The following is a 21,646-nucleotide window of genomic DNA, read 5'->3' as shown; positions in this document are numbered from 1 at the left end:
CAACTCGGCGCCGTTCTTGCCGCCTCCCGTCACGGGCGCGTCATCGAGCACGCCGACGGCATCTCCGTGCGTTGCGCCGGCACCGCCAGGACCGTCCGGAAGCCATAGCCCGATCCCTCGTTGTCGAAGCGCACGCCCGGCGTGCCGACCTTGTCCATTTCCATCACGTAAAGGGGCTGGATCAGTTGGTGATCCTGCGCGCGCATCCGCGACGCGTGAAAGCCGTCGTCGAACGGCAGGCCCTCGAGCGCACGCGCGACCGCGACGGGGTCGGCCGAACCCGCGCGGGTCATCGCGGCGGCCAGCATCTCGATCATCTGGCTCATCCGCCGCACCGGATAGTCGTCCTGCGCGGCCGGGAAACGGGTGCGGAACGCGCGGTAGAACGCGTCGGATCTGGCGCCGCCGGCGTTCGGATGCCAGTCGGCCACCGCCACGACGCGGCCGACGCCCGCGTCGCCCAGGGCCGCCGGCGCGCCGAGGCTGTTGCCGTAGAACGTATAGAACTTCGCGTTCAGCCCCTGTTCGCGCGCCGCCTTCACGAGCAGCGTGAGGTCGTTGCCCCAGTTGCCGGTCACGACGGCGTCCGCGCCGCTCGCCCGGATCTTCGCGATATACGGCGAGAAATCCTTGATCCGGCCGATCGGGTGGAATTCGTCGCCGGCGATCGTCACGTCCGGGCGCCGCGCGGCCAGCGCCTGCCGCGCGAGGGTGCTGACGTCATGGCCGAAGCTGTAGTCCTGATTCAGCAGATAGACCTTGCGCAGCGCGCGATCGCGCGCCATCACGTCCGCGAGCGCGGCCATTCGCATGCCGGCGTGCGCATCGAAGCGGAAATGCCAGAAACTGCAGCGCGCGCCGGTCAGCGCCGGATCGTCCGCCGAGTAGTTCAGGAACAGCATCCGGTTGTCCGGATCGCGCGCGTTCAGCTTGTCGAGCGCCGCGACGAGCGCGGCGGCGACGGCCGAGCTGTTGCCCTGCGCGACGAAGCCGATATGGCGATCGGCCGCCGCGCGCAACTGCACGAGCGCCTCTTCCGGGCTGCCCTTGCTGTCGAGCACGACGAGTTCGAGCGGGTGCGCGCCGTCGCGCAGCTTCACGCCGCCCGCCGCATTGACCTGCTCGACGCCGAAGCGCAGGTTGCGCTCGACCGCCGCGCCCGCGTTCGCGAACGGGCCCGACATCCCTTCGATCAGCGCGATCCGCACCGGCTCGCCGCCGGCACACGCGGACGACACCAGCATCCACCCCGCGCTCCACGCGAGCGCCCACCGCTTCCATCCCTGCATCGGCCACCTGCCCTTCAATCTGCCCGAGAAGCGCGGATCATAGGCCGGTGCGCCGGCCGCCCGCAAGCGCGGCGAGCCCGATCCGCATCGATTTTTTCCTGCCGATGCGCGATCGCGCGCCGTCCGTGATAAAACGGGATCTGTTTCCGTGTTCTGGAGAATCCGATGCGCATTCGCATTCCCGCGCGCCTGCCGGTGCTCGCCGCCTGCGCCGCCGCGCTGCTGGCCGGTTGCGCGCAACCGTGGCAGCAATACCAGGCCGGCCAGGACGAATCGGCGATCGTCGCGCGCATGGGCCCGCCGCGCGAGATCTACGACCTGCCCGGCGGCGGCAAGCGCCTGATGTGGCCGACCCAGCCGATGGGCGAGATCACGATCGCGGCCGACGTCGATGCCGCCCACCGGATCGTCAACGTGCGCCAGGTGCTGCAGCCGAGCGAGTTCTATCGCGCGGAGATCGGCAAGTGGACGAAAACCGACGTCCTCGTCAATTTCGGACGCCCGGTCGAGACCTCCTACTTCCCGCTGATGAAGCGCGAGGTATGGACGTACCGGTATCTCGAGGACAACGTCTGGTACATGATGTACAGCTTCTACTTCGATCCGCAGGGCATCCTGCGCACCACGCAGAAAACGCCGGACCCGCTGCACGATCCCGATCGCCGCACCCTGTTCTGACCGATTGCGCATCGACACGCAATTGTCGCAATGGCCATTCACGAATGATTGCCGAATGGCCATTTCATTTTTTCCGCTGCCTTATTTAATTGCAGGAATAAGACGGAAAACTTTTCCGATCGTTAATATTCCGATGGCAATACGCTGAACGCCCCGTCATGCGGGCGCTTGAGCCGAAATAGGCATAGCCAGTGCATGTCATGCGTCGCACTGGTGCAGGCAATGCACTACGCCCAATCAATTTGAAACAATTTGTTTCAACCCACGACGAGTGCTAGGGCATACCCCTAATATCAGTCGAAATCGAACCTTTCAATTTAGAAAGAATGCGGCTGCGCCATTTCGCTCGATATTTATTTGCCTTGATCAAAAAGGAGTCCTCATGAATCGCCCCAAGAGCATGCTGGTTGCCAACATTGCCTGGGCCCGCGAGACGCGCGAACACACGCCCGGCTTCTTCGACGCGCTCGCACGCGGCCAGAATCCGCGCGTACTGTGGATCGGCTGCGCCGACAGCCGCGTGCCGGCCGAGACCATCACGCACTGCGCGCCCGGCGAGCTGTTCGTCCATCGCAACATCGCGAACCTGTTCCACCCGGACGACGACAATTCCGCCAGCGTGCTCGAGTACGCGGTGCGGGTGTTGAAGGTCGACCACGTGATCGTGTGCGGGCACTACGGGTGCGGCGGCGTGCGCGCATCGCTGCTGCCGCCGCCCGCCGACCTGCCGCACGTCGCGCGCCGCATCGCGCCGCTCTGCGCGCTCGCGCGGCGCCATCGCGATACGCTCGACGGGCTCGACGACATGGCTGCCGCCGATCGCCTCGCCGAGCTGAACGTGCTCGAACAGGTGCGGCTGCTGCGTGCGTCGCCGATCGTGCGCGGGCGCGAACGGCCGCCGCTCGTGCACGGCTGGATCTTCTCGCTCGCCGACGGCCACCTGAAGGAACTCGATTCCGGCTATGCGCCATCGCCGGCCGAAGCCGAAGCCGAAGCCGAGCCCGAGCCTGCCGCGACCGCCGTCGCGCTCGGTTGACCCGCGCCCTGCCCTCCATGTCAACGAAATCACCCCAATCATGAAACTGAACGAGCGCCTGTCCACCTTGCCGCGCGACATCGTCGCCGGCATCGTCGTTTTTCTCGTCGCGCTGCCGCTCTGCCTCGGCATCGCCAACGCCTCCGGCGTCGAACCGTTCGCCGGGCTCGTATCGGGCATCGTCGGCGGCATCGTCGTCGCGCTGCTGAGCGGCTCGTCCCTGTCCGTCAGCGGGCCGGCGGCCGGCCTCGTCGTGATCGTCGTCGAAGGGATCGCGCAGCTCGGCAGCTTCTCCGCGTTCCTGCTCGCGGTGCTGCTGTCCGGCGTCCTGCAGTTCGGGTTCGGCATGCTGCGCGCCGGCCGCTTCGCCGCCTACGTGCCGTCGCCCGTCATCAAGGGCATGCTCGCCGCGATCGGCCTGCTGCTGATCGTGAAGCAGCTTCCGTTCGCATTCGGCATCGGCGGCCCGGCCGCGCAATCGTTTGCGAACTGGCTGCATTTGCCGACCGCATGGGCCGCCACGGCGATCGCGCTCGTGTCGCTGGCGCTGCTGATCGCGTGGGACACGCCGGCGCTCAAGCGCTTCGCGTGGGTACGCTCGGTACCCGCCCCGCTCGCGGTCGTCGTGCTCGGCATCGGCGCGACGCTCGTGCTCGGTATGGTCGCTCCGGCAGCCGCACCGGGCGCCGCCCATCGCGTCACGCTGCCCGAGTTCGACTCGTTTGCGGCGCTCGCGGCATCGCTCAAGCATGCGGAACTCGGCCCGAACTTCGCGCAACTGCTCAATCCGGACGTATGGCGCGTGGCGATCACGCTTGCGGTCGTCGCGAGCCTCGAGACGCTGCTGTGCCTCGAGGCGGTCGAACAGATCGATCCGAAGCGACGTCCGACGCAGCCCGATCGCGAGCTGAAGGCACAGGGCGTCGGCAACCTTGTCGCGGGCGCCGTCGGCGGCCTGCCGATCACGTCGGTGATCGTGCGTAGTTCGGCCAACGTCAACGCCGGCGCGCAAAGCCGGATGTCCGCGATCGTGCACGGGATCCTGCTGCTCGCGAGCGTGTTCGCGCTCACCGGCCTGATCAACCTGATCCCGCTCGCGAGCCTGGCCGCGATCCTGATCCACACCGGCATGAAGCTCGCGAAACCGGCGCTGTTCCGCTCGGTCATGAAGCAAGGCCCGGCCGCGTTCGCGCCGTTCGCGGCGACGATCGTCGGCGTGCTGGCGGTCGACCTGCTGTTCGGCATCGCGCTCGGCCTCGCGTGCAGCGTGCTGGCCGTGGCCGTCGCGAACCTGAAGAGCCCCGTCACGCTCGCGCAGCACGACGACCACTTCCTGCTGTCGTTCCGCAAGGACGTGTCGTTTCTGGGCAAGGTGCAGGTCAAGCACCACCTGCGACACATTCCGGACCGGGCGGCCGTGATCATCGACGCAACCCGCGCCGACTACATCGACCACGACGTGCTCGAGCTACTCGACGCGTTCGTCGCCGATGCGCCGCGGCGCGGGATCGCGGTGGAGTTCCGCCGGCGCAACCCCGCGCCGCGCGCGGCCGCCCGCCGCTGGCTGTTCCGCGCGCCGGCCGCCGAATGAGCGGCCAATGAAAACGAACGCCCCGGCGGCGCAGGGCCGCACGGGGCGTTTCGAGGCTGCGTCCTGCGCGGCGCTTACGAGCGCTGCGGATTGACCTTGTCGTCCTTCGAGTGCAGCTTGTTCAGCGCGGAAATGTACGCCTTCGCGGACGCGGCGACGATATCCGGATCGGTGCCGACGCCGTTGACGATCCGCCCGCTCTTCGACAGCCGAACCGTCACTTCGCCCTGCGCCTGCGTGCCGGTCGTGATCGCGTTCACCGAGTACAGCAGCAGCTCGGACCCGCTGCCGACTTCGCCCTCGATCGCATTGAACGTCGCGTCGACCGGGCCGTTGCCGCGCGCTTCACCGGTCACTTCCTTGCCTTCGACCGCGAACACGATTTTCGCCTGCGGTTGCTCGCCCGTCTCCGAACGCTGCGACAGCGACACGAACTTGAAGTGCTCCTGCTCGTGCGCGAGCGCCGATTCCTCGGACACGATCGCGATGATGTCCTCGTCGAAGATCTCCGCCTTGCGGTCGGCCAGATCCTTGAAGCGCATGAACGCGGCATTCAGTTCGGCTTCGCTGTCGAGCGAGACGCCCAGCTCCTGCAGACGCTGCTTGAACGCGTTGCGGCCCGACAGCTTGCCGAGCACGATCTTGTTCGCGGTCCAGCCCACGTCTTCCGCGCGCATGATCTCGTAGGTGTCGCGCGCCTTCAGCACGCCGTCCTGGTGAATGCCCGACGCGTGCGCGAACGCGTTCGCGCCGACCACCGCCTTGTTCGGCTGCACGACGAAACCGGTGATCTGCGACACGAGCTTCGACGTCGGTACGATCTGCGTCGTGTCGATGCCGACGTCGAGACCGAAGTAGTCCTTGCGCGTCTTCACGGCCATCACGATTTCTTCGAGCGACGTGTTGCCTGCGCGCTCGCCGAGGCCGTTGATCGTGCACTCGATCTGGCGCGCACCGCCGATCTTCACGCCGGCGAGCGAGTTCGCCACCGCCATCCCGAGGTCGTTGTGGCAATGCACCGAGAAGATCGCCTTGTCCGAGTTCGGAATGCGCTCGCGCAGCGTCTTCACGAGGTTGCCGTACAGCTCCGGCACGCCGTAGCCGACCGTGTCGGCAATGTTGATCGTCGTCGCGCCTTCCGCGATCACGGCTTCCAGCACGCGGCACAGGAAATCGAGATCCGAACGGCTGCCGTCTTCCGGCGAGAATTCGACGTTGTCGGTGAACTTGCGCGCGAAACGCACCGCGAGACGCGCCTGCTCGAACACCTGGTCCGGCGTCATCCGCAGCTTCTTCTCCATGTGCAGCGGCGACGTCGCGATGAACGTGTGGATCCGCGAGCTGTTGGCCGGCTTCAGCGCGTCGGCCGCGCGCTGGATGTCCTTGTCGTTGGCCCGCGCCAGCGAGCAGATCGTGCTGTCCTTCACGAGACCGGCGATCGTGTGGATCGCGTCGAAATCGCCGTTCGAGCTCGCGGCGAAGCCGGCCTCGATCACGTCGACCTTCATCCGCTCGAGGTGCTTCGCGATGCGGATTTTCTCTTCTTTCGTCATCGACGCGCCGGGCGATTGCTCGCCGTCACGCAACGTCGTATCGAAAATGATCAGCTTGTCTGTCATGGGGGGCTCCAGGGCTCTTTTATACGGAAGTCAAACGTAACGAGATCGCGCCACCGCTGGCGACGCTCAACAACAGACGAGGCTTGACGGAGGGCGAGAACGGTCAGCGCGGCAGGCGCGCCGAAGCTAGCGCGCGTAGCGGCGCACCGGCTAGAAGGAGGGAGAGGCGGGGAAATGCAGTCATGCCAAAGACTATAGCGACATTCCGTTGACCGCGCAATCGGACGGCACCCGGGAATCGGCGCGGCCCGACTAGAAAAAGGGGCAAATGGAAACGGCGGCCCCGAGGCCGCCGTTTCCGGGCAAATCGCAGATCGTGCGCGGCGTCAGTGCTCGCGCTGCGACGAGCGCGCCGGGTTCGCCCGCCCGCGCACGGCCATGTAGGCCCAAAACACGTAGCCGGACAGCCCGTACAGCACGAACAGGCAGAACAGCATCAGCGGCGGATCGGAGGACACGAGCACGAACGCGACGACGACCAGCAGGATCGCCGCGAACGGCACGCGGTGGCGCACGTCGAGCGCCTTGCCGCTGTAGAACGGCGCGTTCGACACCATCGTCACGCCCGCGTAGATCGTCAGCACGAACGCGACCCACGGCAGCCAGCCGAGCTTCATCGGCACGCGGTTGTCTGTCGCGAGCCACACGAAGCCCGCGATCAGCGCGGCCGCGGCCGGGCTCGGCAGCCCCTGGAAGAAGCGCTTGTCGACCACGCCGATGTTCGTATTAAAGCGCGCAAGGCGCAGCGCGGCGCCCGAGCAATAGACGAACGCGGCGAGCCAGCCCCAGCGGCCGAGATCCTTCAGCACCCACTCGTACATCACGAGCGCGGGCGCGACGCCGAACGACACCATGTCCGACAGACTGTCGAATTGTTCGCCGAACGCGCTCTGCGTATGCGTCATGCGCGCGACGCGCCCGTCCATCCCGTCGAGCACCATCGCGACGAAAATCGCGATCGCGGCGATCTCGAAGCGCACGTTCATTGCCTGCACGACCGCGAAGAAGCCGCAGAACAGCGCGGCGGTCGTGAATGCATTCGGCAGCAGGTAGATGCCGCGCGTCTTCAGGAACCGCTGGCGCGCGGCGCGGCGGCTCTCGATGGGCGCCGAATCCGGCGCCATCACCTTGTTGCGGCGGAACGGGCGTGGCGTCTGGCCGGCGCCGTTGCGCGGCCGACGCGGTTTGAATGCGGCCATCGTGCGCCCCGCCGCTTACTGTTCGAGCTCGGCGAGGATCGTCGACGACGCGTAGACCTTCTCGCCGATCGACACCTTCGCGCGGCTGCCGAGCGGCAGGTACACGTCGACGCGCGAACCGAAGCGGATGAACCCGTAGCGCTGGCCGCGCGACAGCGGCTCGCCGGCACGGACGTAGCAGAGAATCCGGCGGGCGATCAGGCCGGCGATCTGCACCGAGGTGACCGTCTTGCCGCTCGCCGTCTGGATCACGACCGCATTGCGCTCGTTCTCGGTCGACGCCTTGTCGATCGCCGCGTTCAGGAACGCGCCCGGGAAGTATTCGACCTTGCTGATCGCGCCATCGACGGGCGAACGCTGCGAATGAACATTGAAGACATTCATGAACACGCTGATCTTCAGCGCTTCGCGGTTCGCGTACGGATCCTGCGCGGTCTCGACCGCGACGATGCGGCCGTCCGCCGGACACAGCACCGCGTTCGGCTGCGCCGGGATCGGGCGCTGCGGATCGCGGAAGAACTGGATGACGAAGACGAGCAGCAGCCAGAACGGCCACGCGAAGCCGAAGCCCCCGACGGCATGGATCAACAGCGCGATGACGGCTGCAATCGCGATGAACGGCCAGCCTTCGCGCGCGATGATCGGATGAGGATAGTTCATGGATTCGTTCTGTGTTCGGTGAATTGCAAAGCACGTAGCATAGCAAAAGCCGCCCGGGGCACTGCTGCCTTCGGACGGCTTTTTGATGCCGACCCTCCATTCGAAGGGCCGGAACGGCACGGCGCGCTTAGTTCTTCGTCTGATCGACGAGCTTGTTCTTCGCGATCCACGGCATCATCGCGCGCAGCTTCGCACCGACCTGCTCGATCTGGTGCTCGGCCGTCAGGCGGCGGCGCGACTGCAGCGTCGGCGCGCCTGCCTTGTTCTCGAGAATGAAGCTCTTCGCGTACTCGCCCGTCTGGATGTCGGTCAGGCACTGCTTCATCGCCTTCTTCGTCTCTTCCGTGACGACGCGCGGGCCCGTCACGTACTCGCCGTATTCGGCGTTGTTCGAGATCGAGTAGTTCATGTTCGCGATGCCGCCTTCGTAGATCAGGTCGACGATCAGCTTCAGTTCGTGCAGGCACTCGAAGTACGCCATTTCCGGCGCGTAGCCGGCTTCGACCAGCGTCTCGAAACCGGCCTTGATCAGCTCGACGGTACCGCCGCACAGCACGGCCTGCTCGCCGAACAGGTCAGTTTCGGTTTCTTCACGGAAGTTCGTCTCGATGATGCCGGCACGGCCGCCGCCGTTCGCCGCCGCATACGACAGCGCGATGTCGCGCGCCGCGCCCGACTTGTTCTGCGCCACCGCGATCAGGTGCGGCACGCCGCCACCTTGCGAGTACGTGCCGCGCACGGTGTGGCCCGGCGCCTTCGGCGCGATCATGATCACGTCGAGGTCGGCGCGCGGGATCACCTGGCCGTAGTGGACGTTGAAGCCGTGCGCGAACGCGAGCGCCGCGCCCTGCTTGATGTTCTCGTGCACTTCCTTCGCGTACACGTCGGCGATCTGCTCGTCCGGCAGCAGCATCATGACGACGTCCGCGCCCTTCACCGCTTCGGCGACTTCCTTGACCGACAGGCCGGCGTTCTCGGCCTTGCTCCACGACGCGCCGCCCTTGCGCAGGCCGACCGTCACGTTCACGCCGCTGTCCTTCAGGTTCAGCGCGTGTGCATGGCCTTGCGAGCCGTAGCCGATGATCGTGACTTGCTTGCCCTTGATGAGGGAGAGGTCGGCGTCTTTGTCGTAGAAAACGTTCATGATGGTTCCTTCGCTAATTCAAAAATTCAACAATTCGTTCGGATGGAGTACTGCGGGCCGGGACATGACGGCGCACCCGGCGTCGGCATCACACCTTGAGGATGCGCTCGCCGCGCCCGATGCCTGAGCTGCCGGTGCGCACGGTCTCGAGGATCGCGCCCGCGTCCAGCCCCTGGATGAATGCGTCGAGCTTGTCGCTCGCGCCCGTCAATTCGATCGTGTAGGTCTTCTCGGTCACGTCGATGATGCGGCCGCGGAAAATGTCCGACATCCGCTTCATTTCTTCGCGCTCCTTGCCCACTGCACGTACCTTGATCAGCATCAGCTCGCGTTCGATGTGTGCACCGTCGGTCAGGTCCACCACTTTCACCACCTCGATCAGGCGGTTCAGATGCTTCGTGATCTGTTCGATCACGTCGTCGGAGCCGATGGAAACGATGGTGAGCCGCGACAGCGATTGGTCTTCGGTCGGCGCCACCGTCAAGGTTTCAATGTTGTAGCCGCGTGCGGAAAACAGGCCGACCACGCGCGACAGCGCGCCCGGTTCGTTCTCCAGCAGGACGGAAATAATGTGTCTCATGTTCGCTTCTTCCAGAATGTGCCGTGTCGATTCACTCGCGCCGCGCGCCGCCGCGTGCCGCACCGCCCTTCGTGAAGGCGGCCGCATCGGGCCCGAGCGCGCGTCGCGCCGTTACAGATCTTCCGATCCGAGCAGCATCTCGGTGATGCCCTTGCCGGCCTGTACCATCGGCCAGACGTTTTCGGTCGGATCGGTCTGGAAGTCGAGAAACACGGTGCGGTCCTTCAGGCGCAGCGCTTCCTTCAGCGCCGGCTCCACATCCGAAGTCTTTTCGATCCGCATGCCGACGTGGCCGTACGCTTCGGCGAGCTTCACGAAATCGGGCAGCGCATCCATGTACGAATGCGAATAGCGCTTGCTGTATTCGATCTGCTGCCACTGGCGGACCATGCCGAGGTAGCGGTTGTTCAGCGAAATGATCTTCACGGGCGTGTCGTACTGCAGGCAGGTCGACAGTTCCTGGATGCACATCTGGATCGAGCCTTCGCCCGTGATGCACAGCACGTCGTCGTCCGGATGGGCCATCTTCACGCCCATCGCCGCCGGCAGGCCGAAGCCCATCGTGCCGAGGCCGCCGGAGTTGATCCAGCGACGCGGCTTGTTGAAACGGTAGAACTGCGCGGCCCACATCTGGTGCTGGCCGACGTCCGAGCACACGAACGCATTGCCGTCCGTCAGCTCCCACGCCTTCTCGACCACGTACTGCGGCTTGATGATCTCGCTTTCGCGGTCGTACTTCAGGCAGTCCTTCGCGCGCCAGCCCTCGATGTCCTTCCACCATTGCGCGAGCGCCTCGGTGTCGGGGCCGTGCTCGGCCGTCTGCAGTTGCTCGATCAGTTCCTTCAGCACTTCCTTCACGTCGCCGACGATCGGGATGTCGACCTTCACGCGCTTCGAGATCGACGACGGGTCGATGTCGATGTGAATGATCTTGCGCGGGCGCGACGCGAAGTGCGCCGGGTCGCCGATCACGCGGTCGTCGAAGCGGGCGCCGATCGCGATCAGCACGTCGCAGTGCTGCATCGCCATGTTCGCTTCGTAGGTGCCGTGCATGCCGAGCATGCCGAGGAATTTCCTGTCCGACGCGCGATAGCCGCCGAGGCCCATCAGCGTGTTCGTGACCGGGTAGCCGAGCAGGTCCGCGAACTGGTTCAGCTCACGCGACGCGTCGGCGAGGATGATGCCGCCACCCGTGTAGATGTACGGACGCTTGGCCGACAGCAGCAGCGACACGGCCTTGCGGATCTGGCCCGAATGGCCCTTCGTGACGGGGTTGTACGAACGCAGCGACACGCTCTTGATCGGCTCGTACTGGCACGGCGTCTTCGAGATGTCCTTCGGGATGTCGATCAGCACGGGGCCCGGACGGCCGGTGCGGGCGATATAGAACGCCTTCTTGACGGTTTCCGCGAGGTCGCGCACGTCCTTCACGAGGAAGTTGTGCTTCACGCACGGACGCGTGATACCGACGGTGTCGCATTCCTGGAAGGCATCCTGGCCGATCGCGGCCGTCGGCACCTGGCCGCTGATCACGACCATCGGGATCGAATCCATGTAGGCCGTCGCGATGCCGGTCACCGCGTTGGTGACACCGGGGCCCGACGTCACGAGACAGACGCCGACATTGCCGGTGGAGCGCGCATACGCATCGGCTGCGTGCACGGCCGCCTGTTCATGGCGCACCAGCACGTGCTGAATCTTGTCCTGCTTGTACAGCTCGTCGTAGATATAGAGAACCGAGCCGCCGGGGTAGCCCCAGATGAATTCGACGTTTTCGTCGGCCAGTGCCTTCATGAGCACGGTGCCGCCGATGGAGTCGCTATCGGGAGGGGAAAGGGGTTCCGACGTGGAGAATTCCGCGCTGGGCATGTTCATTTCGACCTTTCGAATTTTCGGCAAAAAATTGATCGGGTGCTCTCTGCCGGGCTTGTGGCTCGGGTTCAAGCGGCGCGTCCAGTTTGAAGGGCGGGCTTCTTGGGCCAGCCTCAAATGAGACCATCACTTCATGTTGCGAATCGCTGACGATAGCGGGTCGTGATTGGCTCGTCAAGAAAAATATCCCGCAGCGCATCATGCGCGCCGCCCGGCGCCCGACCGGCGCGGTTGGCGCGCAACGTGCGGCGCCCGATCCGGTGCCAAGTCGCATGAAAATTTGATAGCATCCGCGGGTTTTACGAAATTTTTCGACCTTTTTCACCACGCAGCGGGCCGCAGCGCATACCTTCACGGAATGGCATCAGACAAGGAACTCGCCGACTTTCTGGCGGGCGTCGAAAGGCGCGCGTTCAAGCAGGCTGCGTACGCCGTGCGTGACGACGATGCATCGCTCGACATCGTGCAGGACGCGATGATCAAGCTCGCGGAAAAGTACGGCGACCGGCCGGCGGCCGAGCTGCCGCTGCTCTTTCAGCGGATCCTGCAGAACGCGATCCACGACTGGTTCCGGCGGCAGAAGGTCCGCAACACGTGGGTCACGCTGTTCTCGTCGCTGAACAGCACCGACGACGAAGACTTCGACCCGCTCGAAACGCTCGAATCCGCGGACGACAACGCGGGCGTCGAGAGCAGCGAGCACCGCCTCGAACGAGAGCAGGTTCTGGCCCTGATCGACGAAGAAATCCAGAAGCTTCCGGCGCGTCAACGGGAAGCGTTCCTGATGCGTTATTGGGAAGATATGGATGTCGCCGAGACTGCCGCCGCAATGGGGTGCTCCGAGGGCAGCGTCAAGACGCACTGCTCGCGGGCCACTCACACCCTGGCGCAAGCGCTCAAGGCCAAAGGAATCACGCTATGAGCTCCGCAAACCGAGAACACGAATTCGCGCTGAAGGTGCGCCGCGCGCTGGACGAGCGCGCGGCCGCGCTGCCTGCCGCGACCACCGATCGGCTGGCCGTCGCCCGTCGGGCGGCGCTCGCGCGCAAGAAGCCCGAAGCCGCGAGCGCGCCGGTGTTCGTGCCGGCCTTCGCCGGCGCGGCCGGCGCCTACGGCTCGACGCCCGCGAACCGCCCGCCGGCCGGCCGCCCGTCCACGTCGTTCGCCCGTCGCCTGCTGCGCGCATGGCCGCTCGCGCTGCTGCTGGCGGGGCTCGTCGGCATCGCGTACTGGGAAGACATGCAGCGCACCGCCGAGCTCGCCGACATCGACGCGGCGATGCTCAGCGACGACCTGCCGCTCAACGCGTATCTCGACCACGGATTCAACGCGTATCTGTCGCGCGCTCACTGACAGACAATAACGAGGGGATCGCACGGGTGAGTCAGAAGCGCGGCCTGGCCGTATTTTTCGGATGCGTGATCGCGATCGCCGTTTCCTACGTCGCCACGTATTCCCGATTCCACCCGGCCCCGGCGACGGCGCCCGTCGCGACCACCAGCCCCGCCGCGCCGGCGTCGGCCGCGACCGGGCTGACCACCGACCTCCCCCCGCTGCCCCTGCCGCTGCCGGCCGCCGCCGGCCCGCTGTCGTGGGCGCGCCTCACGCCGGCCCAGCACGCGGCCCTCGCCCCGTTCGCCGACCAGTGGGACGGCTTCAGCGACGCCCGCAAACGAAAATGGCTGAAGATCGCATCACGTTTCGCGAAGTTGTCGCCGGATGACCAGAAGCGCCTGCAGGAACGGATGACCGAATGGGCGAAGATGACGCCCGAGCAACGCCGCGTCGCGCGCGAGAACTACCAGAGCGCGAAGGAGTTGTCGGCGCAGGCGCGCGAGCGCGCGTGGAAGGCCTACCAGCAGCTCCCCGAGGAGCAGAAGGAACGGCTGGCCGCCGCCGAGCGCCGCCGCAGGCCGAGTGTCGTCAGCGCGCCGCCGACCGTCGCCGACCGCGACGTCCGCCGCCTCGTCAATGCGCACGAACATCCGGCCAGCGGCGCGGCCGCCGCCCCGGCGCCCGCCTCGGCCAGCGCGGTCGCGCTGCCGGCGCCTGCATCGTCGACGTCCGGCGCCGCATCCGCACCGCCTGCCGTGGCGCCCGTGTCGCCGGCCGATGCGCCGTCGCTGTTCAAGGGCTCCTGAGCGGCCGTGGCGAAGGTCCGCGCGCCCGAGCCCCCGGCCGCCGCGCCGTCCGTACGGCGGCGCCTCGCCGCGCTGCTCTACGAAGGCGTGCTGCTGTTCGGCGTCGTATTCTTCGCCGGGCTCGCGTTCAGCCTCGCGACGCAGCAACGCAACGGCCTCGTCCATCACAACCTGCTTGCCGCCTGGATCGCGCTCGTCGTCGGCGCGTATTTCGTGTGGTTCTGGACGCACGGCGGCCAGACGCTGCCGATGAAAACCTGGCGGCTGCGGCTCGAATCGTCGAGCGGCCGGCCGCTGAGCACCGGCCACGCGCTCGTCCGCTACGTGCTCGGCTGGCTGTGGTTCCTGCCGCCGCTCGCGCTGCACCCGCTCCTCGGCCTGTCGGTACCCGTCACGCTCGCGCTCACCGCCGCGTGGATCGTCGTGTGGGCCGGCGCCGCGCGGCTGCACGCTGGCCGCCAGTTCCCGCACGACCGCATCGCCCGCACGCGCGTCGTCGCCCTGCCGCGCTGACGCGCCGCATTCAGCAGACGAAAGCCGTTCGTCCGGCACCCGGGCCGGCCTGACCGGACAAGCCTCAGCCGTTCAGTGCGGCAGATCACGCAACGTCCGTTCATTCACGGCTAAACACCCGTCGACGGTCGTAATAAGAACGTCTCGTGACTGTCACGGCACAGTCACGCCCGCATGGCGGAATGCCGGTAATGTCAACCGGCGCGAGTCATGCATGGGCCAGAAAACGTCCGCGACCTCACTGTTTCGCCACCCCATCGGCGCCCGCGCCGCCACTGCGTTCCTGTCCGGCACGGGGGCAACCGACGGCGTGGCGTCCCAAAAACCGCCCGTCGCGCACACCACGCAACACGAGGATCCCGAGCCGTCCGCCCACCGCTACCGCACCATCTGGCTGTCCGACATCCACCTCGGCTCGAGCGGCTGCCAGGCGCCCTACCTGCTGGATTTCCTGCGTCACAACGACTCGGAATACCTGTACCTCGTCGGCGACATCATCGACGGCTGGCAGTTGAAGAAAGGCTGGTACTGGCCGCAGGCGCACAACGACGTCGTGCAGAAGATCCTGCGCAAGGCGCGCAAGGGCACGCAGGTCGTCTACATCCCCGGCAACCACGACGAAGGCGCGCGGCAGTTCTGCGATCTCGCGTTCGGCGACATCCAGGTGCGCGGCGAGGCGTTCCACACGACGCTCGCGGGCAAACGTTTGTGGATCGTGCACGGCGACCTGTTCGACGGCGTGATCCAGCACGCGAAATGGCTGGCCTACCTCGGCGACACGCTCTACACGCTGATCCTCGTGCTGAACCGCTGGTTCAACCGGATCCGCAGCCGGCTCGGTTTCCAGTACTGGTCGCTGTCGCAGTACCTGAAGCACCAGGTCAAGAACGCGGTCAACTTCATCTCGCAGTTCGAGACCGTGATGACCGACGAGGCGCGCCGCCGCGGCTGCGACGGCGTCGTGTGCGGCCATATCCACAAGGCGGAGATCCGCGACATCGACGGCGTGCTGTACTGCAACGACGGCGACTGGGTCGAAAGCCTGTCCGCGCTCGTCGAAACGATGGAAGGCGAACTGAAGATCGTCTACTGGACGGTGATGCGCACCGCGCCGTCGGAAGCCACGTCGCGCAAGGCCAAGGCCGCTGCCTGACACAACCCAACTTACAGGACATGCCGCGATGAAGATCATGATCGTCACCGACGCGTGGGAACCGCAGGTCAACGGCGTCGTGCGCACGCTGAAGAGCACGTCACGCGAACTCACGGCGCTCGGCCACCGCGTCGAACTGCTCACGCCGCTGGAATTCCGCACGGTGCCCTGCCCGACCTACCCCGAGATCCGCCTGTCGATCCTGCCGTACCGCAAGCTGCGCGCACGGATCGATGCGTTCGCGCCCGACGCGCTGCACATCGCGACCGAAGGCCCGCTCGGCCTCGCCGCACGGCGCTATGCGCGCGCCCGCAAGCTGCCGTATACGACCGCGTACCACACGCGCTTTCCGGAATACGTGCAGGCGCGCTTCGGCATTCCGCTCGCCGCGACCTACCGCTTCCTGCACTGGTTCCACGGCCCGTCGCTCGCGGTGATGGCGCCGACGCCGGTCGTCAAGCAGGACCTCGAGAAATTCGGCTTCACGAACGTGGTGCTGTGGACCCGCGGCGTCGATCTCGACATCTTCCGGCCGATGGAGTCGAAGGTGCTCAACACCGCGCGGCCGATCTTCCTGTACGTGGGCCGCGTCGCGATCGAGAAGAACGTCGAGGCGTTCCTGCGCCTCGACCTGCCAGGCTCGAAATGGGTCGCGGGCGAAGGCCCCGCGCTCGCGGAGCTCAAGTCGCGCTACCCGGAAGCGAACTATCTCGGCGTGCTGTCACAGACGGAGCTCGCGAAGGTGTATGCTGCGGCCGACGTGTTCGTGTTTCCGAGTCGCACCGACACGTTCGGCCTCGTGCTGCTCGAAGCCCTCGCCTGCGGCACGCCGGTGGCCGCGTATCCCGTCACGGGCCCGATCGACGTGCTCGGCGAAGGCCATGCCGGCGCGATGCACGAGGACCTGCAGGAAGCCTGCCTCGAGGCGCTGAAGATCGAACGCACGACTGCGCGCGCGTGGGCCGAACGCTTCTCGTGGCGCGCGGCATCCGAGCAGTTCGCGTCGCATCTGAAGCCGCTGCCGAAGACCGCGTACTCGCCAGCCGAAGGTGCCGCCGTTTGAAACGAGACCTGAACGACAAGATTCCGCCCCCCGCCGCGACGCCGCCACGGCACCGCCCGTTCGACGAGGAAGAGCCGCACGCCGACGCCGACGCGCACACGCACGAGCCGCTCGGCCCCGACGATCGACTCGCGCCGCTGCCGCCGAACCCGTACAAGCGCCACCGCGGCATCACGCGCGCGTGGTTCGCGCTCAAGCATTCACTGAATGGCTTTCGCGTCGCGATCCGCGAGGAGAGCGCGTTTCGCCAGGAGCTCACGCTCGCCGCGCTGATGCTGCCGATCGGCGCGTTCGCGCCGGTGCCGGCCGCGTCGCGCGCGCTGCTGATCGGCTCGGTGCTGCTGGTGCTGATCGTCGAGCTGCTGAACTCGAGCGTCGAAGCCGCGATCGACCGCATCTCGCTCGAGCGTCACGAACTCTCGAAGCGCGCGAAGGACCTCGGCAGCGCGGCCGTGACGGTCGCGCTGTTCGCATGCGTGACGACGTGGGGCTTCGTGCTCGGACCGGTCGTCGCACGCTGGCTCGGCTTCTAGCAACCGGCGGGCCTCTTTCCCGCCGCCCGCGTGCGGCGCTGCACCATGCGCCGCGCGGCGGCCGCGCTCACGAAATGCCCCGATGGGGCGAAACCCCGGTTTATAATCGTCGGCCAGACATAGAACAGCAACCCGCGCCGGACGAATCACGCAGCATCGATTGCAGCGCCCGCCAGTCCGGCACACACAGGGCCGGACGACATGGAAGCGAAACCTCCCCGCCGCACCCGCGAACGGATTCTCGAGTTGTCGTTGAAACTCTTCAACGAGATCGGCGAACCGAACGTCACCACCACGACGATCGCCGAGGAAATGGAAATCAGTCCAGGCAACCTGTACTACCATTTCCGCAACAAGGACGACATCATCAACAGCATCTTCGCGCAGTTCGAGCAGCAGATCGAACGGCGGCTGCGCTTCCCCGAAGATCACCGTCCGACGATCGACGAAACCTGGTCGTACCTGCAGTACATGGCCGATTTCATGTGGACCTACCGGTTCCTGTATCGCGACCTCAACGACCTGCTCGCCCGCAACCGCACGCTCGAGACGCACTTCAAGCAGATCATCAGCCACAAGGTGCGCTTCGCGCACGACATGTGCGAACTGCTCGTCTCCGATGCCGAAATGGTCGCGACGCCCGCCGAGATCGAAGTCATCGCCACCAACATGGCGGTGATCTCGACGTACTGGCTGTCGTACCAGTACGTGATGCATCCGCGCAAGTACAACGACCAGGACGCGATCCGCGAAGAGCTGCACCAGGTGAGCATGCACGTGATCTCGATCATGGCGCCGTACCTGCGCGGCCGTTCGCGCCAGCTGTTCGACGATCTCGTCTCCGGCAAGCTGCCCAAGCGCCAGTTCACCGACTACCTGCCCCCGCGCGACGGTTCGCCGCGCCCGCCCGGCAGCCCCGTCGCCACCGGCCAGGCCCCCGCCAAGGACGCGAAGCAATGAAGGCGGTCTGCGTTTACTGCGGCTCGTCGTCCGGCGTGCGCCCCGTCTACGCCGATGCCGCGCGCGCGTTCGGCCGCGCGCTCGTCGACGCAGGTCTCACGCTCGTATACGGCGGCGGGCGCGTCGGCCTGATGGGTGTGATCGCCGACGAAGTGATGGCGGCCGGCGGCCGTGCGGTCGGCGTGATCCCCGAGCTGCTCGTCGACAAGGAAGTCGGCCATACGGGGCTGTCGGAGCTGCACGTCGTGCCCGACATGCATCATCGCAAGAAAATGATGGCCGACCTCTCCGACGCGTTCGTCGCGATGCCCGGCGGCGCCGGCACGCTCGAGGAGCTCTTCGAGGTCTACACGTGGGCGCAGCTCGGCTATCACCGCAAGCCCGTCGCGCTCTACAACATCGATTCGTTCTACGATCCGCTGATCGCGCTGTTGCGCCATACGGTCGACGAAGGCTTCATGCGGCCGGCCTATTTCGACGCGCTGTGCGTCGAATCGGAGCCCGTCGCGCTGATCGAGCGGCTGCGCCGCTACCAGCCGCCCGCCCGCGACAAGTGGGCGCCCGACGCAGCGAAGTAACCTTCACCGGAAACCGCACGCGATGACCGCACCGTCCGACCGCAAGGCCGTCCTCATCACCGGCGCGAGCCGCGGCATCGGCCGCGCGACCGCCGTGCTCGCCGCCAAGCGCGGCTGGGACGTCGGCATCAACTACGCGCGCGACGCGGCGGCGGCCGAACTGACCGCGCAGGCCGTGCGCGACGCGGGCGGCCGCGCGTGCATCGTCGCGGGCGACGTCGCGAACGAGGCGGACGTCGTCGCGATGTTCGATACCGTCGCGGGGGCGTTCGGGCGGCTCGACGCGCTCGTCAACAATGCGGGCATCGTCGCGCCGTCGATGCCGCTCGCCGACATGCCGGTCGACCGGCTGCGGCGGATGTTCGATACCAACGTGCTCGGCGCGTACCTGTGCGCGCGCGAAGCCGCGCGCCGGCTGTCCACCAACCGCGGCGGACGCGGCGGCGCGATCGTCAACGTGTCGTCGATCGCGTCGCGGCTCGGGTCGCCGAACGAGTACGTCGACTACGCGGGCTCGAAAGGCGCGGTCGATTCGCTGACGATCGGCCTGGCCAAGGAACTGGGCCCGCACGGCGTACGCGTCAACGCGGTGCGCCCCGGCCTGATCGAGACCGACATTCACGCCAGCGGCGGCCAGCCGGGCCGTGCGGCCCGCCTCGGCGCGCAGACGCCGCTCGGCCGCGCCGGCGAAGCGCAGGAGATCGCCGAGGCGATCGTCTGGCTGCTCGGCGATGCGGCGTCCTACACGACGGGCGCGCTGCTCGACGTCGGCGGCGGCCGCTGAGCTGACGCGCGGCGCAACAATACGGCCGTCGATAACGCACTCGGTCACGGCGCCACAAATCTCCACAATTCCGTGACAGTTTCAGTAAACATTCGTAACAATTCCGTGCTCTACTAGCGGACATCCAGACAGGTGTCCTGAACACGCTGTCCGTTACCCGAATGTAGCCGCTAATCGGTCCAGCCCATGTCGCCGGACCGGCTCGACTCGACCCGAGATCTTTTCCATGCCTGGAACCGCAGCGCCCGGCCGGCGACGCACGCCCGTGCCCGCCTCGGCCGCGCACACCCGCTCGACCGCCGATACCGACGCCATCGCGACGCTGGACGCCGCCGGCACGCCCGTCGCCGCCTCGACCGCCGCGATCAGCCCGCCACGCGAGCGCTCGCTGCTGCTCGACTGGCGCGCCTGGCTGTTCGTCGTCGCCCTGGTGTGCGCGTACACGCTGCCCGGCGTGCTCGGGCACGATCCGTGGAAACAGGATGAAACCTACACGTTCGGCATCATCCAGCACATGCTCGAGACCGGCGACTTCGTCGTGCCGACCAATGCCGGCCTGCCGTTCATGGAAAAGCCGCCGCTCTACGCATGGGTCGCGACGAGCCTCGCGTGGCTGCTGCAGCGCGTGATGCCGCTGCACGACGCGGCACGCCTGGCGAGCGCCCTGTTCGCCGCGCTCGCGTTCGGTTTCATCGCGCGCGCGGCCCGCGTGGCCAGCCGGTCGGACACGTGGTTCGACCTGCGCGTGCTCGGCCCGGTCGTGCTGAGCGCGAGCACGCTCGTCGTCATCAAGCACGTGCACGACATGATGACGGACGTCGCGCTGTTTGCCGGCACGGCGATGGGATTCTGCGGGCTGCTCGAACTCGTGATGCAGCACGTCGCGCGCGCGCAGCAGATGCGGCACGGGCTGCCGCCGCATCCGGCCGGCCGCTGGGCCGCGCCGATCTTCGGCGCGGGCGTCGGCATCGCGCTGATGGCGAAGGGGCTGTTCGTGCCGCTCGTGTTCGCGGCCACGCTCGTCTGCACGCTGGCGCTCTACCCGGCCTGTCGCACCCGCGCGTTCGCACGCGCGCTCGGCGTCGCCGCGCTCGTGTTCGCGCCGTTCGCGCTGATCTGGCCGACCGCGCTGTTCCTGCGCTCGGAAACGCTGTTCATGACGTGGTTCTGGGACAACAACGTCGGGCGCTTCTTCGGTTTCTCCGTCCCCGAACTCGGCGCGGAAAACGACAAGCCGTTCTTTATCCTGCGCGCGTTCCTGCTGGTCGGCTTCCCGGTCGCACCGCTCGCGATCGTCGCGCTCGCGCGCGGCGCATGGCGCGACTGGCGTGCGCCGCGCATCGCGCTGCCCGTGCTGTTCGCCGGCATCGGGCTCGTCGTGCTGCAGGTGTCCGCGACGTCGCGCCAGCTTTACATCCTGCCGTTCTTCGCGCCGCTCGCGCTGGTCGCCGCGCAGGCGATCGACCGCCTGCCGCGCCGCGTGCATTTCGCGTGGGACTACCTGAGCCGCATCCTGTTCGGCACGATCGTCGCGCTGGCATGGGCGATCTGGGCGGTGATGGCCGATCCGGCCGCGTCGCGCGCCGATCTCGCGCTGCTCGGCCGCTGGCTGCCGCTCGACTGGACGATGCCGATCCAGCCCGCGCTCGTGACCGGCGCGCTCGCGCTGACGGTCGGCTGGCTGACGCTGTTGCCGAAGCTGCGCACGACCGGCCTGTGGCGCGGCGCGCTGTCGTGGGGCGCCGGCGCGCTCGTCGCGTGGGGGCTCATCTATACGCTGCTGCTGCCGTGGCTCGATGTCGCGAAGAGCTACCGCTCGGTGTTCGACGACCTGAACGCGCATCTCGCGCTCGAATGGAACGACGGCGACTGCATGGCGAGCCTGCATGGGCTCGGCGAATCGGAAGCGCCGATGCTGTACTACTTCTCCGGCATCCAGCACACGCCGATCGACGACGCGAAGACGACGCGCTGCACGTGGATGATCGTGCAGGGCGTGCGGGCCGTCGATCCGGCGCCCGGCAGCGAATGGAAGCTGTTCTGGGCCGGCGCCCGCCCGGGCGACAACGAGGAGCTGCTGCGCGTCTACGTGCGCACGCCCGAACAGCATCCGCAGTGACACAGGGCGGCGCGATGCGCCGTCCTGCCCGCCTTCACTTTCCTCTTCGGCGCGCGCCGCGCTCAGCCGTCCGGCCGGTGCGCAGCCTTTTGCGACACCGGCGCCGGCACGAACCCGCATGCGTCCCAGGGTTC

Annotated in this window: 21 protein-coding genes; 14 read left to right on the top strand and 7 right to left on the bottom strand. The window is 67.0% G+C overall.

The genetic code is table 11. From position 1 onward, the window contains the following. Nucleotides 1–29: 29 nt before the first annotated feature. Complete coding sequence (locus tag LGM42_RS12460) at nt 30–1,289, bottom strand: branched-chain amino acid ABC transporter substrate-binding protein (protein ID WP_226232321.1); 1,260 nt, start codon at nt 1,287–1,289, stop codon at nt 30–32. Between the two features lie 165 nt (nt 1,290–1,454). Between LGM42_RS12460 and LGM42_RS12455 the strand changes: the two genes are divergently transcribed. The 3 genes from LGM42_RS12455 (at nt 1,455) to LGM42_RS12445 (ending at nt 4,594) form a co-directional block, all read left to right on the top strand. Next, nucleotides 1,455–1,967 (top strand): hypothetical protein, encoded by a 513-nt coding sequence (locus LGM42_RS12455; protein WP_059583614.1) that lies wholly within the window; start codon nt 1,455–1,457, stop codon nt 1,965–1,967. A gap of 382 nt (nt 1,968–2,349) precedes the next feature. Beyond that, nucleotides 2,350–3,003 (top strand): carbonic anhydrase, encoded by a 654-nt coding sequence (locus LGM42_RS12450; protein WP_059646593.1) that lies wholly within the window; start codon nt 2,350–2,352, stop codon nt 3,001–3,003. Nucleotides 3,004–3,043: 40 nt separating this feature from the next. Beyond that, on the top strand, nt 3,044–4,594 hold the full coding sequence (locus tag LGM42_RS12445) for a SulP family inorganic anion transporter (RefSeq protein WP_059583618.1): 1,551 nt from the start codon (nt 3,044–3,046) through the stop codon (nt 4,592–4,594). A 74-nt stretch (nt 4,595–4,668) separates the two neighbouring features. Here LGM42_RS12445 and LGM42_RS12440 read toward each other — a convergent pair whose 3' ends face one another. From LGM42_RS12440 to LGM42_RS12415, 6 genes are all read right to left on the bottom strand, one after another. Next, nucleotides 4,669–6,213, bottom strand: coding sequence for a 2-isopropylmalate synthase (locus LGM42_RS12440; protein ID WP_060312095.1), 1,545 nt, complete (start codon nt 6,211–6,213; stop codon nt 4,669–4,671). A gap of 326 nt (nt 6,214–6,539) precedes the next feature. Further along, complete coding sequence (pssA, locus tag LGM42_RS12435; RefSeq protein ID WP_059583621.1) at nt 6,540–7,412, bottom strand: CDP-diacylglycerol--serine O-phosphatidyltransferase; 873 nt, start codon at nt 7,410–7,412, stop codon at nt 6,540–6,542. Nucleotides 7,413–7,427: 15 nt separating this feature from the next. After that, complete coding sequence (locus tag LGM42_RS12430) at nt 7,428–8,072, bottom strand: phosphatidylserine decarboxylase (RefSeq protein WP_060312093.1); 645 nt, start codon at nt 8,070–8,072, stop codon at nt 7,428–7,430. Nucleotides 8,073–8,199: 127 nt separating this feature from the next. After that, nucleotides 8,200–9,216, bottom strand: a complete 1,017-nt coding sequence (ilvC, locus tag LGM42_RS12425; RefSeq protein WP_060312091.1) for a ketol-acid reductoisomerase — start codon at nt 9,214–9,216, stop codon at nt 8,200–8,202. A gap of 88 nt (nt 9,217–9,304) precedes the next feature. After that, complete coding sequence (ilvN, locus tag LGM42_RS12420) at nt 9,305–9,796, bottom strand: acetolactate synthase small subunit (protein ID WP_006398781.1); 492 nt, start codon at nt 9,794–9,796, stop codon at nt 9,305–9,307. A 111-nt stretch (nt 9,797–9,907) separates the two neighbouring features. Beyond that, entirely contained in the window at nt 9,908–11,671 is a 1,764-nt protein-coding gene (locus LGM42_RS12415; RefSeq protein WP_059583623.1) for an acetolactate synthase 3 catalytic subunit, read from the bottom strand. A gap of 355 nt (nt 11,672–12,026) precedes the next feature. Here LGM42_RS12415 and LGM42_RS12410 point away from each other — a divergent pair, with 355 nt between their 5' ends. The 11 genes from LGM42_RS12410 to LGM42_RS12360 all read left to right on the top strand — a co-directional run bounded on the left by LGM42_RS12410 (nt 12,027) and on the right by LGM42_RS12360 (nt 21,512). Beyond that, nucleotides 12,027–12,590: an RNA polymerase sigma factor gene (locus LGM42_RS12410; RefSeq protein WP_059583625.1), complete on the top strand. Its 564-nt coding sequence runs from the start codon at nt 12,027–12,029 to the stop codon at nt 12,588–12,590. Next, nucleotides 12,587–13,021, top strand: coding sequence for a DUF3619 family protein (locus LGM42_RS12405; RefSeq protein WP_226232320.1), 435 nt, complete (start codon nt 12,587–12,589; stop codon nt 13,019–13,021). The genes LGM42_RS12410 and LGM42_RS12405 overlap by 4 nt, the downstream gene beginning before the upstream one ends. A 26-nt stretch (nt 13,022–13,047) precedes the next feature. Beyond that, entirely contained in the window at nt 13,048–13,809 is a 762-nt protein-coding gene (locus LGM42_RS12400) for a DUF3106 domain-containing protein (protein ID WP_060312088.1), read from the top strand. A gap of 6 nt (nt 13,810–13,815) precedes the next feature. Beyond that, nucleotides 13,816–14,322: an RDD family protein gene (locus LGM42_RS12395; RefSeq protein WP_226232319.1), complete on the top strand. Its 507-nt coding sequence runs from the start codon at nt 13,816–13,818 to the stop codon at nt 14,320–14,322. Between the two features lie 214 nt (nt 14,323–14,536). After that, nucleotides 14,537–15,475, top strand: coding sequence for a UDP-2,3-diacylglucosamine diphosphatase (locus LGM42_RS12390; protein ID WP_060312086.1), 939 nt, complete (start codon nt 14,537–14,539; stop codon nt 15,473–15,475). A 28-nt stretch (nt 15,476–15,503) separates the two neighbouring features. Continuing rightward, the gene (locus LGM42_RS12385; RefSeq protein ID WP_059583634.1) at nt 15,504–16,538 is read left to right on the top strand and encodes a glycosyltransferase family 4 protein; all 1,035 of its coding nucleotides are present in this window, start codon (nt 15,504–15,506) and stop codon (nt 16,536–16,538) included. Beyond that, entirely contained in the window at nt 16,535–17,071 is a 537-nt protein-coding gene (locus tag LGM42_RS12380; protein WP_059583636.1) for a diacylglycerol kinase, read from the top strand. The genes LGM42_RS12385 and LGM42_RS12380 overlap by 4 nt, the downstream gene beginning before the upstream one ends. A 201-nt stretch (nt 17,072–17,272) precedes the next feature. Beyond that, nucleotides 17,273–18,031, top strand: a complete 759-nt coding sequence (locus tag LGM42_RS12375) for a TetR/AcrR family transcriptional regulator (RefSeq protein ID WP_060312084.1) — start codon at nt 17,273–17,275, stop codon at nt 18,029–18,031. Continuing rightward, on the top strand, nt 18,028–18,609 hold the full coding sequence (locus LGM42_RS12370) for a TIGR00730 family Rossman fold protein (protein WP_006497020.1): 582 nt from the start codon (nt 18,028–18,030) through the stop codon (nt 18,607–18,609). The genes LGM42_RS12375 and LGM42_RS12370 overlap by 4 nt, the downstream gene beginning before the upstream one ends. 22 nt (nt 18,610–18,631) lie before the next feature. Next, nucleotides 18,632–19,393 (top strand): SDR family oxidoreductase, encoded by a 762-nt coding sequence (locus tag LGM42_RS12365; protein ID WP_226232318.1) that lies wholly within the window; start codon nt 18,632–18,634, stop codon nt 19,391–19,393. A 226-nt stretch (nt 19,394–19,619) separates the two neighbouring features. After that, a complete protein-coding gene (locus tag LGM42_RS12360) occupies nt 19,620–21,512 on the top strand; it encodes an ArnT family glycosyltransferase (RefSeq protein WP_226232317.1) in 1,893 nt (630 codons plus the stop codon). The last annotated feature ends 134 nt before the right edge of the window (nt 21,513–21,646 follow it).

Source organism: Burkholderia sp. AU39826 (assembly GCF_020419965.1).
Classification (GTDB): Bacteria; Pseudomonadota; Gammaproteobacteria; order Burkholderiales; family Burkholderiaceae; genus Burkholderia; species Burkholderia semiarida.
The sequence above is the reverse complement of the archived record's forward strand: the minus strand, read 5'-3'. Positions and strand labels throughout refer to the sequence as shown.